Genomic DNA, 14671 nt, shown 5'->3' with positions numbered 1-14671 from the left:
CTATTCCTATTTGAGTAATCACCGATGCCCGACCTCTCCCGCATTCTGTCGGCCGCCAAGCCGCTAACGCTCACATCGCTGCCGCGCGGCGCGATGCCGCTGGTGATGAGCGATTTTGCGCGGGCAGCAAAACAGCGTGCGGTTTTCATCGCTCCGGACGATGCAGCCATGCGCGCAGTCGCCGAAGCTGCACGCTACTTCGCGCCAGAGATCGAAGTGCTGGAATTGCCTGCCTGGGATTGCCTGCCCTACGACCGCGCAAGTCCGGCCTTGTCGGTCAGTGCAGCGCGGCTGTCTGCGCTGTTCAAGCTCCAGCATCCGTCGGGCGGTTCACAGCTTCTGGTCACGACTGTCAACGCTGCACTCCAGCGCGTGCTCACGCCGTTTCGCATCCGCGAGAGCGTGCGTGAGTTCAGACCCGGCACGAATATCGGCCACGATAGCCTCGCGGCCCTGCTTACTCGGCAAGGTTACTCGCGTACTGATACGGTAGTCGATCACGGCGAATTTGCTGTGCGCGGCTCGATTGTCGACATCTTCCCTTCCTCGCTTGATCAGGGCCTGCGGCTCGATTTTTTCGGTGACGAGCTGGAGAGCCTGCGCCTATTCGACCCGAGCACTCAGCGCTCGACCGGAACACTCAAGTCGCATCTGCTGCTGCCCGCGTCCGAGGCATTGCTCGACGAGGACAGCATCAAGCGTTTCCGCTCGCGCTACCGCGAGCAATTTGGCGCCGCGTCAACGCAGGACCCGCTCTATGAAGCGGTGAGCGATGGACGACGGCTCGCAGGAATGGAGCACTGGCTGCCGCTCTTCGAGGACAAGCTGGCGACGTTGTTCGACCACCTAGCCACTGAGGATCTGGTCATTATCGACCAAGGCGCAATCGGAGCAGCGGAAGAGCGCATTTCTGACATCTCGGACTATCACGACCAGCGCAGCCGCGTCGCTGGCGACAAATCGGGTTCCTATCGTCCGCTCGCCACCGATGCGCTGTATGTTGGGCAAGCTGAATTCACCTCCGCACTCGATGCCGCCCCCGCCCATCGCAGCGTCATCTTCGCCGCTCCCGAAAGCGACGCGAGCGTCGATTTCGGTTTCAAAGCCGGCCGCGACTTCACGCCCGAACGCGCGCGGGGCGACAACGTCTATGAGGCCGCTGCCAAACATGCAGCTGCAATAGGGAAATCGGGGAAGAAGCCCCTGCTCGCCGCCTATTCAACTGGCTCACGGGCGCGGATCGCATCGATTCTGGAAGAAGCCGGTACGCCAACCAAGCTCGCCGATAGCTGGCGGGAAGCACTCGGTCTGTCGGCAAAGGGCGAACTCGCGCTCATGGTATTGCCGCTCGAAGCGGGCTTTGCCAACGACGATCTGGAGATCCTGACCGAGCAGGATGTGCTCGGTGATCGACTGGTTCGCCGCAAGAAAAAGCGCAAGGATTCCGATGCCTTCCTAGCCGAACTTCAGGCTCTCGCTCGCGGCGATCTGGTCGTCCATGTTGAGCATGGCATCGGAAAGTATCTCGGACTCGAACCCGTCCCCGTGGGTAAGAGCCAGCACGATTGCGTGCAGTTGGAATACAAAGGCGGCGACAAACTTTTCATCCCCGTCGAGAATATCGATGTACTCAGCCGTTACGGCTCTTCCGAAGAGGCGGTCATGCTCGATCGCCTTGGCGGAGAAGGCTGGCAGCGGCGCCGCGCGAAGCTGAAAGAACGCATTACCGCAATCGCTGGCGAGTTGATGAAGGTCGCCGCCGAACGCGCGCTCAAGAAAGCCCCCGTCTTCGAAGCCGAAGAAGCCAGTTTCAATCAGTTCGTCGACCGCTTCCCATGGGAGGAAACCGACGACCAGGACGCGGCTATCGCCGATGTCCTGCGCGATCTGGAAAGTGGTAAGCCGATGGACCGCCTCGTGTGCGGCGATGTCGGGTTCGGCAAAACCGAGGTCGCTTTGCGCGCCGCGTTCGTGGCGGCGATGAGCGGTCAGCAGGTCGCTGTGGTCGCCCCCACAACCCTGCTCGCCCGCCAGCATTATCAGAACTTCTCCGAGCGCTTTGCTGGATTCCCTCTTAAGGTCGGCCGTCTCTCACGCCTTGTTTCCTCGAAGGAGATGACGGAAACCCGCGAAGGCATTGCAAGCGGCGATATCGATATTGTCGTCGGCACCCACGCGATCCTCTCCAAATCGACCGAGTTCGGCAATCTCGGCCTGGTGATTGTGGACGAGGAGCAGCGGTTCGGCGTGACGCATAAGGAGAAGCTCAAACAGCTGCGATCCGACGTGCATATGTTGACCCTGACCGCCACGCCGATCCCACGCACGCTGCAGATGGCGATGACGGGTCTGCGCGAACTCTCGACCATCCAGACACCGCCAGTCGATCGCTTGGCGGTCCGGACGTATGTGATGGAGTGGGACGATATGGTGATGCGCGAAGCCCTGCTGCGCGAACACCATCGCGGCGGACAGAGTTTTATCGTTGTGCCGCGCATTTCCGACATGGCCGAAGTCGAGGAATGGCTGCACGAAAACGTGCCCGAGGTGAAAGCGATCTCCGCGCACGGCCAGATGGGCGCGGGCGAAATCGAGGAGCGGATGAGCGCATTCTACGAAGGCAAATACGAAGTTCTGCTGTCGACAACCATCGTTGAAAGCGGGCTCGATCTGCCAAGCGCCAACACGATCATCATCCACCGCGCCGACCGCTTCGGCCTCGCTCAACTCTACCAGCTGCGCGGACGCGTGGGCCGCGCGAAACTGCGGGCCTATGCTTACCTGACCTACGAGAAAGACGTGCAGCTTTCGGAAGTTGCAGAGAAACGTCTCAAGGTGCTCGGCGATCTCGACTCGCTCGGCGCAGGCTTTCAACTGGCCAGCCACGATCTCGACATCCGCGGCGCGGGCAACCTGCTTGGCGATGAGCAATCGGGCCATATCCGCGAGGTTGGTTTCGAACTCTACCAATCGATGCTCGAAGACGCGATCCTTGCAGCCAAGGCGGGCGAAATGGGACTCGAAGCGGCGAAGGACAAAGTCTCACCGCAGATCACTGTCGATGCGCCGATCATGATACCCGAAGACTACGTGCCCGATCTCGCTGTCCGGATGGCGCTCTATCGCCGGCTCAACCAAGCTCAGGACAAAGCCGAAATCGAAAGCATGGCTGCGGAAATGATTGACCGGTTTGGCGAGCTCCCCGATCCGACCAAGAACCTGATCCGCCTGATCGAGATCAAGCATCAGGCAATCGAGGCCAACATCGCCAAGATCGATGTCGGCGCGCGCGGCACGCTGGTGACGTTTCACAATGACGATTTCCCTGATGGCCCGGGCCTGATCGCCTATGTCGACAAGCTGAATCAGGGGGCTTCGGGCACAGCCAAACTTCGCCCTGATATGAAGCTGGTGATCAACCGTGCATGGGGCGACCCACAAAGCCGCCTCAACGGGTTGTTTCAGCTCACGAAGGGTTTGTCAGGCATCGTGCGAAAAGCGAAGAAGCGCGAGAAGCAGGCTGCTTAAGTGCGCGGTCAGCCGTGACCGCGCCCGCGCGCGGTGCGAGCTAGAGCCACCATGTCGGCGCCCTTCATCGGCGCCGCACGCAAGAAGCCCTGCCAGTAGTCGCACCCTTCGCTGATAATCGCCGCACGCTGTATCTCGCTTTCGATACCCTCGGCATAGACTTCCAGTTCAAGCGCCCTGCCAAGCGCCATGATCGCGCGCAACACGGCAAGCGCCTTGGGATCGCCTGGAACCCCATCGACCATGACTTTGTCCAGCTTCAGCGCGTCGAGCGGCAGCTCGCGCAGATAGCGGAAGTTGCAGAATCCTGCACCGAAATCGTCCAATGCTGTGCTGAAACCAAGCTTGCGAAGAGCACCCAAAGCGGCGGACGCCTGCTCAAGGTTCCGCAGCAAAACGTCCTCGGTAATCTCAAGCATCAAGCGTGCTGGATCGAGATCGCTTTGACCAATCAGAGCCGCAAAGTCAGCGGCAAAGCGCGGATCGCCCAGTTCCTCTGGCGTAATGTTGAGCGAGAGTTTTAGCTCTTCCGGCCAGCTGGCCGCTTCCTCAAGCGCCCGCGCCACGACATGCCGGGAAAGCGGTGCAACCAAGGCGGCACGCTCAGCAATCGCAAACAGATCCCGTGCGCCAATCTCTCCCAGTGTCGGGTGCCGCCAGCGCGCGAGTGCCTCCGCACCTGCAACTGCCCCGCTTCGGCATGAGAATTGCGGCTGGAACAACACCTCAATCTCGCGCCGATCCAGCGCGCTGAGCAGGTCCGCTTCTAGAGCGACATTCTTCACCCCAGGAATCATTCCCCGGGCGGGTTTGCGCAAAGATGTCGTGTCCGAATCCATCCCGGCTCCTTACGTCCGCATCGGTGCTATTGGTGTATCAATTGCAATCCGACCGAATTTGGAACATCAGGATAAGTCACTAACTGGGCTGCGTACAGGCACAGACGAAGGTCGGGGAACGAATGACAACTGAAAACGCGTTTGCCCGGCCGGCTTTGCTCGCCTCCGATTCCGAGCGAGCTCAGGCAGCCTATGCCGAACTGATCGACACGCACGATTGGGCTCCGGTGGAGGAAGCGGACGTGGCAGTGGTACTCGGCGGCGATGGCTTCATGCTGCAGACGCTGCACACAATGCTCGATGCGGGCCGATTGATCCCGGCTTACGGTATGAACCGGGGCACGGTCGGCTTCATGATGAACCGCTACCGCAAGACCGGGAATGTGCTGGCTCAAACCAACCGTGCGCGCCCTTTCAAGATCGCTCCTCTCAGAATGGAGGCGGTGACGCAAAGCGGCGAGCAACACACCTTCCTCGCGATCAATGAGGTTTCGCTGCTGCGTGAGATGCGGCAGACGGCGAAGATCGAAGTGAGTGTGAATGGCCGCGTGCGGATCAAGCAATTGGTCTGCGACGGCGTGCTGCTTTCCACCCCCGCAGGCTCAACCGCATACAACCTATCAGCAAACGGCCCGATCCTGCCGCTCGATTCCGAGTTGCTGGCGCTGACGCCAATCAGCCCATTCCGCCCGCGCCGCTGGAACGGGGCGATCCTGCCGGACCGGCTGCCCGTGAAGTTCCGCATTCTCGAAGCCGGAAAGCGCCCCGTTTCCGCCGTGGCCGATCAACGCGAACTGCGCGATATCGCCGAAGTGACCCTGACGATTGAGCGCGTAACGGAACTTACGCTGCTGTTCGATCCCGGCCATTCGCTCGACGAACGGATTGTTGCCGAACAATTCGCAATTTAGCGCGCAAAGCCGGGTTGCATTCCATCTCACTCGGCCATATAGGGCCTGCTCGCGCTCGAGAGACAACCGAGTGCTGCTCCCCGATAGCTCAGCGGTAGAGTAGGTGACTGTTAATCACTTGGTCGTTGGTTCGAATCCAACTCGGGGAGCCATTTTCCACTTCGCTGATGTTCACTCGCGACCGGAAAACCCTCCAATTCCCTAGGTAGACTTATCCGCAACTGCGCGCTCGCGTTCGTTGTTTACCGTGCCGTTTCGCGCTATTGATGGGGGACTAAATGGGGGAATTTGACAAAGCCTAACTACGAGGGCGAATTGGGCAGACTCACACAGGCGCACATTCGCGCAGCCGCGAAAAAGCCGGGAAAGCACCATGATGGCGATGGATTGATCCTTTTTGTTAGGGAATCTGGAAAAGCCAGCTGGATCGCTCGCATACAGAACGATGGTACAAGGCGAGAATTTGGTCTCGGCAGTTTAAGGGCTGTGCCCCTAGGCGAAGCACGCGAGAAAGCCGCGCTAGTAAAGGCAGCGCTAGTGGCCGGGCGTGATCCACACTTGGCCCTCAGGCCGCCTAAGGAAATGACTCGCACATTCCGTGAGGCAGCGCTTGGTTTCCTAGAGGCTAAGGCCGCAGATGCGAAAATCTCCGATGCCAAGCGCAAACAAAGCCTATCTCAACTCAAGGCCTACGCCTTCCCTGCCTTGGGGAAGTTGCAGGTCCAAAGCATCGATGCAGATGCAATTGCACAATGCGTTAGGCCCATATGGACAAGCAAACCCGAAACCGCGCGGAAGGTGCGCAGTCTGATAATCCGAACTCTGCGCTTTGCTCGTCCAGATGGCGCGCTGTTTATTGGAACCTTAGGCCCAGCCGTGGCTGATCGACTACCCGCACAGCCCAAGCGAGGAAATTTCGAGGCCCTGCCATATGCTGAACTTCCTGCCCTTATGGACCGCCTTGCTAACAAGCGTGGAATGGGTGCGCTTGCTCTTCGACTGGCCATTCTGACAGCTGCTAGAAGCGGCGAAGTTCGAGGTGCCACTTGGAATGAAATCGACCTCGATTCCAATGTTTGGACAGTCCCAGCTGAGCGCATGAAAGCCCGCCGTTTGCATCGCGTTCCATTGTCGCCAGAAGCAGTTGAGTTATTGGGTCAAATGGCAACAATGAAGCAAGCAGGTACCGATCTGGTGTTTCCATCTGGAGCGGGCAAACAGCTCAGCAACATGACGCTCACAAAGGTGCTGAGAGATATGGAAGCCCCCTGCACTGTTCACGGTTTTCGCTCAACTTTTCGAGATTGGGCGGCTGAGCAGACAAGTCAGCCCGGAGAAGTCGCAGAGGCGGCCTTGGCGCACACAGTGCCTAAAGCGGTTGAGGCAGCCTATCGCCGCACCGACTTCTTCGACAAGAGGCGTGAAATGATGAACGCGTGGGCGAAATTCGCGCTTGATGGAGGCGAATCAACCGTCGTTCCGATCCGCGCCGCCCTTAGTTGCGATTGAATTAGAGGGATGCCTTTAAGGCACAGGTTTTCCACGATTTCGTTGAGAAATCCTAGCCTCTAATATGGCGAGCGATTCGCTGATCTAGTATAAAAGTTCCGCACATGTTCCGGCGTGCTTGCGCGGTCGCAAGCGGGGACGAGGCTGAGGAACTTTAGAAATGGAACCCGTGCTTTGCAGTATTGCCGATGCGGCGCGCACTTTAGGCATCGGTAAGACGAAAACCTACGAACTAATTTCTGACAACACACTTGAGTGCGTCACGATAGGCACGCGCCGCTTGGTCAAAGTTGCGAGCATTAACAGGCTTGCTGAAGCTGCGTCGACAGCCTGTGCGGCCCAGACAGCTCAATGATCTGAAGACATACAGTGTCAGGTCTCTTTTCAGAGTGGCAACCACGCTATGCCGAGATTGGGATCAGCACCTTTCCAGTTCGGAAGAAGAAACCTGCTGTCAAAGGCTATCTGAAACTTGGCGCAGCAACTAGCGAACAACTCGCGCTGAAATTCACCAATGACAACGCGTTTGGTTTTGCTTGTAAGCGCAATCGGCTCACGATCTTAGATGTCGACACCAATGATGAGAATGTATTTGCGGACGCTCTCGCCGAGAATGGTCCGACCCCTGTTATCGTCCGCAGCGGTTCCGGTAATTGGCAAGCGTGGTATCGGAACAACGGCGAGCCTCGCAAGGTTCGCCCAGACCCTACCAAACCGATCGACATTCTCGGTGACGGTTTTGTTGTCGCTCCCCCATCGGAAGGCAGCAAAGCGCCTTATGAGTTTGTAGAAGGCAGTCTTGACGACATAGCCAATCTGCCAAGGCGAGCAACCGGACCGCACACCAGTTTGGTTTACAATAGAGATACACCCTCTCTCTGCCTCTCTCCTCTTCCAAAGGGACGGGTTGAAAATCCAGCCGAGCGAAATGAGACTGGTAAAGTTGGGACACGGAACAATGAACTTTGGCGCACTGCAATGATCTTAGCGCGGCAGTCCAATTCTCTTGAGCAGCTGATGGCAAAAACGATGGAAACGAACAGAGCATTCCCCGAGCCTCTTCCTGCCGAAGAAGTATTGCGCATCGTCGCGTCTGCTTGGGAATACGAAGCAAGGGGAGAAAACTGGGTCGGCAGTCAGGGACGAGCAACAATGGCACGCGAAGAAATTTTGGCGTTTCCAGGCAGCCACACGCTCAGGCTCTATCTCTTGCTCAAACAGAGCCATCGCGACCCCGAGAAAATTTTTGCGATTTCCCAGAGTGAGGTTGGAGCCATGCTGGGGATTAGGCAGCAGCACATGTCTCGTTATATCGGTGAGCTGATGGACCAAGGGTATATCAAGCGGGTCCACACTGGGCGTGGAAAAGGCGACCCCCATCAATATAAATTCGCGAGCAAGGCCTCTCCTATTGGATGATGAGCAAAAGCGAGCGCTTTGGCGACGGTGGTGCGATGAGGGTGGCGACTTTCCATTGATCCTTGCTGACCTAACCTGCGGTGCAAAGACGCGCGCTGGGACACGCTGCAAACGCCGTGACTTGTATCGCTCTGGTCGATGCAAACTGCATGGCGGGCATTCGACAGGTCCACGAACAGCTAAGGGCAAACGTCGATCCGCGCAGAACGGAGATGCTAAGAAGCAAAGCAAACCCCATGAGAGGGCAAGATTTCCTAATGATTTAGGAAAATCTCGGGCTTTGAGCGCTGTAAGCTATGTCGCGGCAATGCATCTGGAAGGCGACGAACAGCTCAGATTGTCCTACACGCGAGGCGATGGCGAGGACAAAGAGCATGTCAAACAAACCGTGCAACTTTGCCATACTCGACCGAACTTTGGCGGCAAGAGATGGTGGATGATCTGCCCGTTTCGAAGAGTGCGTGTCGGAAAGCTCTATCTCCCGCCCGGCGGTGATCGATTTGCCTCAAGGCAAGCTTGGCGGCTGGGCTACCAGTCGCAGCGCATCGCATCGCGAGACAGGCCATTTGAGGCTCTGTTCCGCATCCAAAAGAAGCTAGGATGCGAGCAAGGATGGGGAAACTGGATTACCCGTCCCAAAGGCATGCACCACCGCACCTTTGAGCAACGTCTCAGAGAGTTCGAATACCTGGATGATTTGTGCGCGGTCGAGATGATGCGCGTTGTCGGAATGCTTAGAAGGTGAAGTTCGACTCTGAGTGGTTTTCCAAAAGCCGATATTCCGTTAGCGACCCAATTGCCGAAATTCGCAGCATCTCCCCCGGTTTGCGCCCTCATTCCAGACTCAAGCATCCGATTTCTTAGACCTTCAGAGCAGACACAATGCGAGATTGACGTCGTCTTGGCCGCATCAAGCACACAGGTCAGGTATGCCTTCGCATCCTCAGGATCAAAGACCGCCAACCCATTTGAACCATGCCTTGGCGCAATGCGCCAACAGCTATTTGCCGTGAGCCTTGTCGACCGCCTTGCGGATGCCCACCGCCCATTCCTTGAATGATGCCTCGGCATCGGACCAGGTGCTCCAAGGCTTTGACGCAAGGACACGATTTCCTTCGGCCCGATTTACGACAACCGCGTCGATACGATTGCTCTGTGTGTTCCTAAAAGCGGCTTCGACAGTCACTTCGCCTACGCTCAAAGAGAACGGCACAAATGCCCTGCTGACATTCAATGCGGCCGTCGGCGCCTTCAGATTTGTGATCGTCATGCTTATCCGCAAAGTGCCGGGGCCGGAACGGGTCCCGACTTCGTAACCTCCGGCTACAAGCTCCGCAGCAACTGCTCCCTGCAAGCGACGCTGCATCTCGTTGAGTTGATCAGCATCAAGCTCCCGCATTTTCGGGTCGCTGTAGCTGATACGAACCGGGTCGACGATGAATCGCCCATATGCACCCAGACCAGGCGCGCCGCGTCGTACATACACCAACGTGGGAAGCTCGCGGCGATCCTGAGAAAGCCCGCTCAAGCTGCTGATCGTATTGTAACCTTCAATCGATTTCGTTGTGGTGCCGCACGCGCTCAGCAAGGTTGCCGCGCCGAACATACAAACTACTGTTGTTATCTTACTCAACGCTGCGTCTCCTGTGCGAAATCTCTCACTCATGGTCGCCCGGATCATGGTGGATCGCCGGGCTTTACTGTAGGCGCCAAAGTGGGATGTTGATAGCCTGCCTCGTCCACAGGAGGTGCTAGACATTGATTGGGGGTTTTGATGCCGTTTCAGATTGGACGCGCCATATTCTGCGGTTTTCTCGCAACGAGCGCGCTGACCACGATCATGCTGGCCAACTGGATCAGTGGATTGTTACCGCAGATTGATCTGGTTCGCGTTCTTCAAGGCCTGTTCCCTATAAATCCGGCCATCGGATTTGCCACGCATGTCTTGATCGGCAGCCTCTTGCTTGGACCGATTTTCGGATTGGTCAAAGGGATTCTCCCCGGCTCGACCAACACCGTGAAGGGCATCGCTTTTGGCTTGATGGTGTGGCTCGCATGCTCCCCTGTGACAGGGTATGCCCTCCTCACGGAACGGGCCACTATCGGCGCAATGCTCGTCACGGTGGTGTACTTCGTCGCTTTTGGTGCAACGCTCGGCTGGCTGTGGGGCGAATTGGTGACGAATGAACCAGAGACGGAATAGGCTCACAGGCCTATCTCACTGGAATGCTGATACGCGCGGAACCGGTCGCCGATACAGGCATAAACAGGCCCTGACCCGTTGGCGTTATTGTGCCGTGCTCGACACTGTCCACGCCGAAACTCAGTGTTACGCTGCCGACCTTGATCGTACGCAGTCCTTTGCGAGCTCGATCAAGGATTTCCTGGTAGTCTTTTTGAAAATCCTCGACCAAGGCATCCTCGATCTCCGTGCGAACCTCGTCACTTGCGATCACGCGCACCAACAGGTCGCCTACGTCGCGGTCCATGTCTCCATAGACCTCGAGTCCACGCACTCGAATGATTTCGCTCCCAGGCTTGGAAATCGGCTCTGCAGTTAGCCAAATGGTGCCGCGTGAGCGGCCCCAGATGCGTCCGGTGATGTTGCCAATGGGTTCAACCACTGCGTCTATCCCAACTGCGATCCGTCCCCGTTCAGTCGCGTAAACCTCAACATTTTCAAAAGACACATCGAGACGGCCCAGGTTGCCTCGCTCGATCCCCCGTTCCGCCAGCCTCTTCAGAGCGCGCAGGATCACCGGCTCCACCTGATCGTAGTCGGCGAGAACCGGGACCGTTAGCGAATAGCCCGATCCTCGCGGGATGCCCATATTGGCTGGCAACGCTGTCGGTTCCGGACGGTTCGGTTCATCGCCGACGAAGAGCTCCGCATTCGCTCGTAGCATTACGTCGAGCGACAATCGGTTGCCCCCGACTTGTAGCGTTCCCACCCCTGCACCATTTGGCGACAGGCGCATCCAGACAGGCGGATCTTCCCGGTTAATCGATTCTACGGTGAAAGCCTGCCGCCATAGTTTCTCAACCTCTGGTCGGACATTGGTCGATGCAATCTGCGCGGCCAGTTGACGCTCAATCTGGGGCAAGATTTTTGCAAGCTCCCGGTCTGCCTGTTTGGTGAACCGGATACGTTGCCCCATAAAATCGATACCTGGCTCTTCAAACCATTCATAAGACAGGTCGATATTGGGCTGGAGTTGCCAACGACGTCCGATCCCTAGTCGCGCGCGCATCGTGACAATGGCGGTGGCGGTTGCTGTCTCGCGTTTGATCACATCGCCGATATTGCGAATCTCAATCGTCGCATTGATCGGCATTCGCGCACTGAGTGTTGAGCCGCGACCTTGCGCAAACGTGATCGAGCCGCGCCTTATTTCCCCGACAAGATCACACCCAAATCGCGGGGTTCTGAAGAGGTTCTGCTTGAATATCCGCACGGTCTCGCGCGGCACACAATCATCCACACGCTCATTGATCGAAACAAGCTTTCGGGGGACATCCTTCTCCAACCCTCTGCGGATGGCGTTCATCGGCAACGAAACCGAGCTTACGACTATGGAATCCTGCTGTTTGTAGGAGACTTCGATGTCCGCTCGTACCGGGACCGGATATTCCTCGATCCTGACGTAGAACCAGATGAAATAGATTACAGCGCACGCGATCAAAACGACGAGTGCGAGCAGCCCGATCAGAATTTTCCGGGCAGTGGTCATTCGCCAAAGCGTTCCCTTGGCAGATTAGATGATTTGCAGTTCCGCCCCATTGGTCACGATTTAGACCGTGAACCCAATGATCACAAACAAAACCGGGCAGATCGGTTTCGATCCGCCCGGCTCCGGAATGCATCGAGGATTGGGTTCTTATCCGGCGTCGGACTTGAATGCATCCAACGCCATTGCATCGGGGTTTTCCACGCAGAATTCGACGGCACTGACAATTGCCTGCTCGATCCCATCGCTAGTTTGCGCGCTCGTGCCAGCTGCGCCTGCGGCGTAGCCATAAAGCAGCGTCGCAGCATAGCCCTGCTCTTCATCTTCGGTAGTAGAGAAATCCCAACAGGTGATCTCCGCGATGTCAAACGCGACGGGTTCAGTGGGTGCGTCAGATGCTTCTCCCGCGTCAGCGGCGTCTGCCGCATCGGCTTCAGCCTCTACCTCGGTCGAGTCAGGCTCATCAGACTGCTGCTGGTTGCATCCAATAAGAGCGGCACTCAGGCCCAATGCAATCGCTGTCTTGATAACAAGTTTCATAGTCCATATTCCTTCAGTTCGTCACTTGTACGTGGCGATCAATATCCATCCATGCAGCGGTCAAGTTCGCGCTGGTACTCACGACGAGCTTTCTTCTCGCGATCCTTTTGAATGCTGCGCTTGATTATGCCGCCCAGTACGGCACCCCGAGCCGACCGGCGAGCAGCGCGATCACGTTCTTTCTTGTTGGCGCCAAATACACCGCTGACCACTCGGCCGCGTATCGAGCCTTTGATGGCGTCTCCGATGACGTTCCCTCGCCTGTAATTCCTCGGATAGCGGCCGTCATAACCGCTAATGTTTGCCGCGCGGTCGCGGCAATACTCATAGTCGCCCCGTTGTGCATCGGCAGGTGCTGGCGCGGCGATTCCTAGCAACGCAAACACACCGACTAGCACGGCGAAAAGCTGAAATGATCTCACAGGCAGTCTCCCCTCAGGTCCACGCTGGTCTTCAACCGAATTTGTCGATCAAAGCAGGGCCAACGCCTGAACATGAACACAGGCACTACAAGGGCTCTCAGCGAACTAAGCAAGCTGTTTGTTGGTGGCTTATGATCCGTGCGCCGCGGATTTGCTTCAGCCGGTCCCGTTTCGCGCGCGTTCCAAGCGGGCAATAAATTCGATCAAGAAAGCCGTGATCAGACTGAAAAGTATCAGTCCATTGGCCGCGATAACACCGGAAAGAAGACGCCAGTCCTTGCCAATCACGACATCACCAAAGCCCAGCGTCGTGAACGACACCACCGAGAAATAGAGCGATTCCTCGAGTGTGTTGAAGACGCCGAGCGAAAGGAACGCACCTGCCCACACCCAAACCGCAATTGAAAGCGCTGCAAGTAGCCACAACACAACCCCGGTAAGAGAAATCATCAAACGCGTGACCGGGTGGCCAGAGATCAACCAGTCGCCCAGCCTTGTGAGCGAGACGCTAGCGAATGCCATGAATCCAACAATGATGACGATTGTGACGCAGACGAGCGCTGATCCCACGACCAATTGAGTCAGCACTCTTAATTCTCCCAATGCTCAGCAACAGCACAAACCTTGCGAGCGTGGTTAAATTGATGCAGCAACCTTGTCGAGAATTGCGCGCCCGGCTTGATTCTTTGCGCCGAGAAGGAAACACGATGATATCAAGGAGCCGCATTTGCGGTGTTTTTGCGTTTGCGCTTGGCCTTGCTGCCTGTTCGGGCGAAGTAGTTGAAGAGCCAGAGATTGTTCGGCCAGCCAAGCTGTTCACCGTTCAAGCTGCAAACGAGCGTCTTGATGTCAGCTTTCCAGCAATCGTCGAAGCACGCAACTCGTCGACGCTAACCTTCCAAGTAGGCGGCTTGCTTCAGGATTTTCCTGTTTCTGAATCTCAGTTCGTGCGCAAAGGTCAGGTGCTCGCTCGGCTTGACCGGCGGCGCTACGCCAATGCGGTCGCGTCGGCCCAAGCGCAGTATGATGCTGCGCAAAGGGACTTTGAGAGCGCTGCTGCCCTGCTCGAGCAGAACGCTATTGCCGCAATCACCGTTCGGCAACGCGAAGCGCAGAGAGATGTGGCAGCGGCAACGCTCGACAGCGCCAAAAAGGATCTGAGCGATACGGTGCTGCGCGCACCTTTCAGCGGGGTGGTAGCGGAAAAACTCGCCGTCCGGTTTGAAAACGTCAGTGCCCAGCAGGACATCGTGAAGCTGCAATCGACTGGAGCAGCAGAGGCGGTTGTCAGCGTTCCAGCAAGCATTGTTGGTCGCTTTGCAGACCGCGACGCGACGACAGAATATGTGGTGCTATCGTCGGCTCCGGATGTTCAGATCCCAGGCCGCTTTCTATCCGCGCGCACGCAGGCAGACACCCAGTCACAAACGTTCCGGGTGAAATTCGCTTTCAATCCTCCACCTAGCGTAACCGTGCTGCCCGGTATGACCGGCACCGTTTACGTGGGGCGAGAACTGCTTTCGGATGAAGTCGAAGGCGGCGGGATATCAGTGCCGCTCGGGTCGGTCTTGTCGGATGGCAAAGCGCGTTACGTCTGGGTGGTTGATCGCAAAACCATGACGGTATCGAAACGTGTCGTCATGATTGCCAAAAGTATCGGCGAAGAAGTGGCAATTACCGATGGGCTCAAGGTCGGTGAAACGATTGTCAGCGCAGGCGCCGCCTACCTTCATGATGGGATGAAAATTCGTCCCTACGAAAACTGAGGCCTGATC

General features: G+C 57.2%; 14 protein-coding genes, 1 tRNA gene and 2 pseudogenes. 11 read left to right on the top strand and 6 right to left on the bottom strand.

What is annotated here, in order from left to right; translation table 11 throughout:
* Positions 1-24 precede the first annotated feature (24 nt).
* A complete protein-coding gene (gene mfd / locus Q0837_RS04970; protein ID WP_298466030.1) occupies positions 25-3528 on the top strand; it encodes a transcription-repair coupling factor in 3504 nt (1167 codons plus the stop codon).
* An 8-nt stretch (positions 3529-3536) separates the two neighbouring features.
* Here mfd and Q0837_RS04965 read toward each other — a convergent pair whose 3' ends face one another.
* Positions 3537-4367 (bottom strand): EAL domain-containing protein, encoded by an 831-nt coding sequence (locus Q0837_RS04965; RefSeq protein ID WP_298466028.1) that lies wholly within the window; start codon positions 4365-4367, stop codon positions 3537-3539.
* A gap of 122 nt (positions 4368-4489) precedes the next feature.
* Between Q0837_RS04965 and Q0837_RS04960 the strand changes: the two genes are divergently transcribed.
* From Q0837_RS04960 to Q0837_RS04930, 8 genes and pseudogenes are all read left to right on the top strand, one after another.
* Positions 4490-5278 carry an NAD kinase gene (locus Q0837_RS04960; RefSeq protein ID WP_298466026.1) on the top strand — a complete coding sequence of 263 codons (789 nt, stop codon included), beginning with the start codon at positions 4490-4492 and terminating at the stop codon, positions 5276-5278.
* A gap of 77 nt (positions 5279-5355) precedes the next feature.
* Positions 5356-5430: transfer RNA gene (locus Q0837_RS04955), tRNA-Asn, on the top strand.
* A 136-nt stretch (positions 5431-5566) separates the two neighbouring features.
* Positions 5567-5827: pseudogene (locus Q0837_RS04950) on the top strand (Arm DNA-binding domain-containing protein); the annotation flags it as partial.
* 33 nt (positions 5828-5860) lie between these two features.
* Positions 5861-6787 carry a site-specific integrase gene (locus tag Q0837_RS04945; RefSeq protein WP_298469786.1) on the top strand — a complete coding sequence of 309 codons (927 nt, stop codon included), beginning with the start codon at positions 5861-5863 and terminating at the stop codon, positions 6785-6787.
* 160 nt (positions 6788-6947) lie between these two features.
* Entirely contained in the window at positions 6948-7142 is a 195-nt protein-coding gene (locus Q0837_RS04940; protein WP_298466024.1) for a helix-turn-helix domain-containing protein, read from the top strand.
* Between the two features lie 14 nt (positions 7143-7156).
* Entirely contained in the window at positions 7157-8206 is a 1050-nt protein-coding gene (locus Q0837_RS04935) for a bifunctional DNA primase/polymerase (RefSeq protein WP_298466023.1), read from the top strand.
* Positions 8148-8384 (top strand): annotated as a pseudogene (locus Q0837_RS17570) (HGGxSTG domain-containing protein); the annotation flags it as partial. The gene Q0837_RS04935 and the pseudogene Q0837_RS17570, both read left to right, overlap by 59 nt.
* Before the next feature lie 102 nt (positions 8385-8486).
* A complete protein-coding gene (locus Q0837_RS04930) occupies positions 8487-8951 on the top strand; it encodes a hypothetical protein (RefSeq protein WP_298466021.1) in 465 nt (154 codons plus the stop codon).
* Positions 8952-9206: 255 nt separating this feature from the next.
* Here Q0837_RS04930 and Q0837_RS04925 read toward each other — a convergent pair whose 3' ends face one another.
* Positions 9207-9887, bottom strand: a complete 681-nt coding sequence (locus Q0837_RS04925; protein WP_298466019.1) for a DUF3313 domain-containing protein — start codon at positions 9885-9887, stop codon at positions 9207-9209.
* A 93-nt stretch (positions 9888-9980) separates the two neighbouring features.
* Here Q0837_RS04925 and Q0837_RS04920 point away from each other — a divergent pair, with 93 nt between their 5' ends.
* Entirely contained in the window at positions 9981-10409 is a 429-nt protein-coding gene (locus Q0837_RS04920) for a DUF6789 family protein (protein WP_298466017.1), read from the top strand.
* A gap of 10 nt (positions 10410-10419) precedes the next feature.
* On the opposite strand, the gene Q0837_RS04915 is transcribed toward Q0837_RS04920, so the two are convergent.
* The 4 genes from Q0837_RS04915 to Q0837_RS04900 form a co-directional block, all read right to left on the bottom strand.
* A complete protein-coding gene (locus tag Q0837_RS04915) occupies positions 10420-11937 on the bottom strand; it encodes a DUF4403 family protein (protein ID WP_298466015.1) in 1518 nt (505 codons plus the stop codon).
* A 147-nt stretch (positions 11938-12084) separates the two neighbouring features.
* On the bottom strand, positions 12085-12474 hold the full coding sequence (locus Q0837_RS04910; protein ID WP_298466013.1) for an HdeA/HdeB family chaperone: 390 nt from the start codon (positions 12472-12474) through the stop codon (positions 12085-12087).
* A 38-nt stretch (positions 12475-12512) separates the two neighbouring features.
* Positions 12513-12896 (bottom strand): hypothetical protein, encoded by a 384-nt coding sequence (locus Q0837_RS04905; protein ID WP_298466011.1) that lies wholly within the window; start codon positions 12894-12896, stop codon positions 12513-12515.
* Positions 12897-13052: 156 nt separating this feature from the next.
* Positions 13053-13484, bottom strand: a complete 432-nt coding sequence (locus tag Q0837_RS04900; RefSeq protein ID WP_298466009.1) for an ion channel — start codon at positions 13482-13484, stop codon at positions 13053-13055.
* Positions 13485-13603: 119 nt separating this feature from the next.
* Here Q0837_RS04900 and Q0837_RS04895 point away from each other — a divergent pair, with 119 nt between their 5' ends.
* Positions 13604-14662, top strand: coding sequence for an efflux RND transporter periplasmic adaptor subunit (locus tag Q0837_RS04895; RefSeq protein ID WP_298466007.1), 1059 nt, complete (start codon positions 13604-13606; stop codon positions 14660-14662).
* Positions 14663-14671 lie beyond the last annotated feature (9 nt).

The sequence above is a fragment of the uncultured Erythrobacter sp. genome, assembly GCF_947499705.1.
Taxonomy (GTDB): domain Bacteria; phylum Pseudomonadota; class Alphaproteobacteria; order Sphingomonadales; family Sphingomonadaceae; genus Erythrobacter.
The sequence above is the reverse complement of the archived record's forward strand: the minus strand, read 5'-3'. Positions and strand labels throughout refer to the sequence as shown.

Coding starts and splice junctions, on each gene's coding strand:
- Q0837_RS04965 (WP_298466028.1), bottom strand. CDS start 4,367: ATGGATTCGGACACGACATCTTTGCGCAAACCCGCCCGGGGAATGATT.
- Q0837_RS04960 (WP_298466026.1), top strand. CDS start 4,490: ATGACAACTGAAAACGCGTTTGCCCGGCCGGCTTTGCTCGCCTCCGAT.
- Q0837_RS04925 (WP_298466019.1), bottom strand. CDS start 9,887: ATGATCCGGGCGACCATGAGTGAGAGATTTCGCACAGGAGACGCAGCG.
- Q0837_RS04910 (WP_298466013.1), bottom strand. CDS start 12,474: ATGAAACTTGTTATCAAGACAGCGATTGCATTGGGCCTGAGTGCCGCT.
- Q0837_RS04915 (WP_298466015.1), bottom strand. CDS start 11,937: ATGACCACTGCCCGGAAAATTCTGATCGGGCTGCTCGCACTCGTCGTT.
- Q0837_RS04940 (WP_298466024.1), top strand. CDS start 6,948: ATGGAACCCGTGCTTTGCAGTATTGCCGATGCGGCGCGCACTTTAGGC.
- Q0837_RS04945 (WP_298469786.1), top strand. CDS start 5,861: ATGACTCGCACATTCCGTGAGGCAGCGCTTGGTTTCCTAGAGGCTAAG.
- Q0837_RS04895 (WP_298466007.1), top strand. CDS start 13,604: ATGATATCAAGGAGCCGCATTTGCGGTGTTTTTGCGTTTGCGCTTGGC.
- mfd (WP_298466030.1), top strand. CDS start 25: ATGCCCGACCTCTCCCGCATTCTGTCGGCCGCCAAGCCGCTAACGCTC.
- Q0837_RS04920 (WP_298466017.1), top strand. CDS start 9,981: ATGCCGTTTCAGATTGGACGCGCCATATTCTGCGGTTTTCTCGCAACG.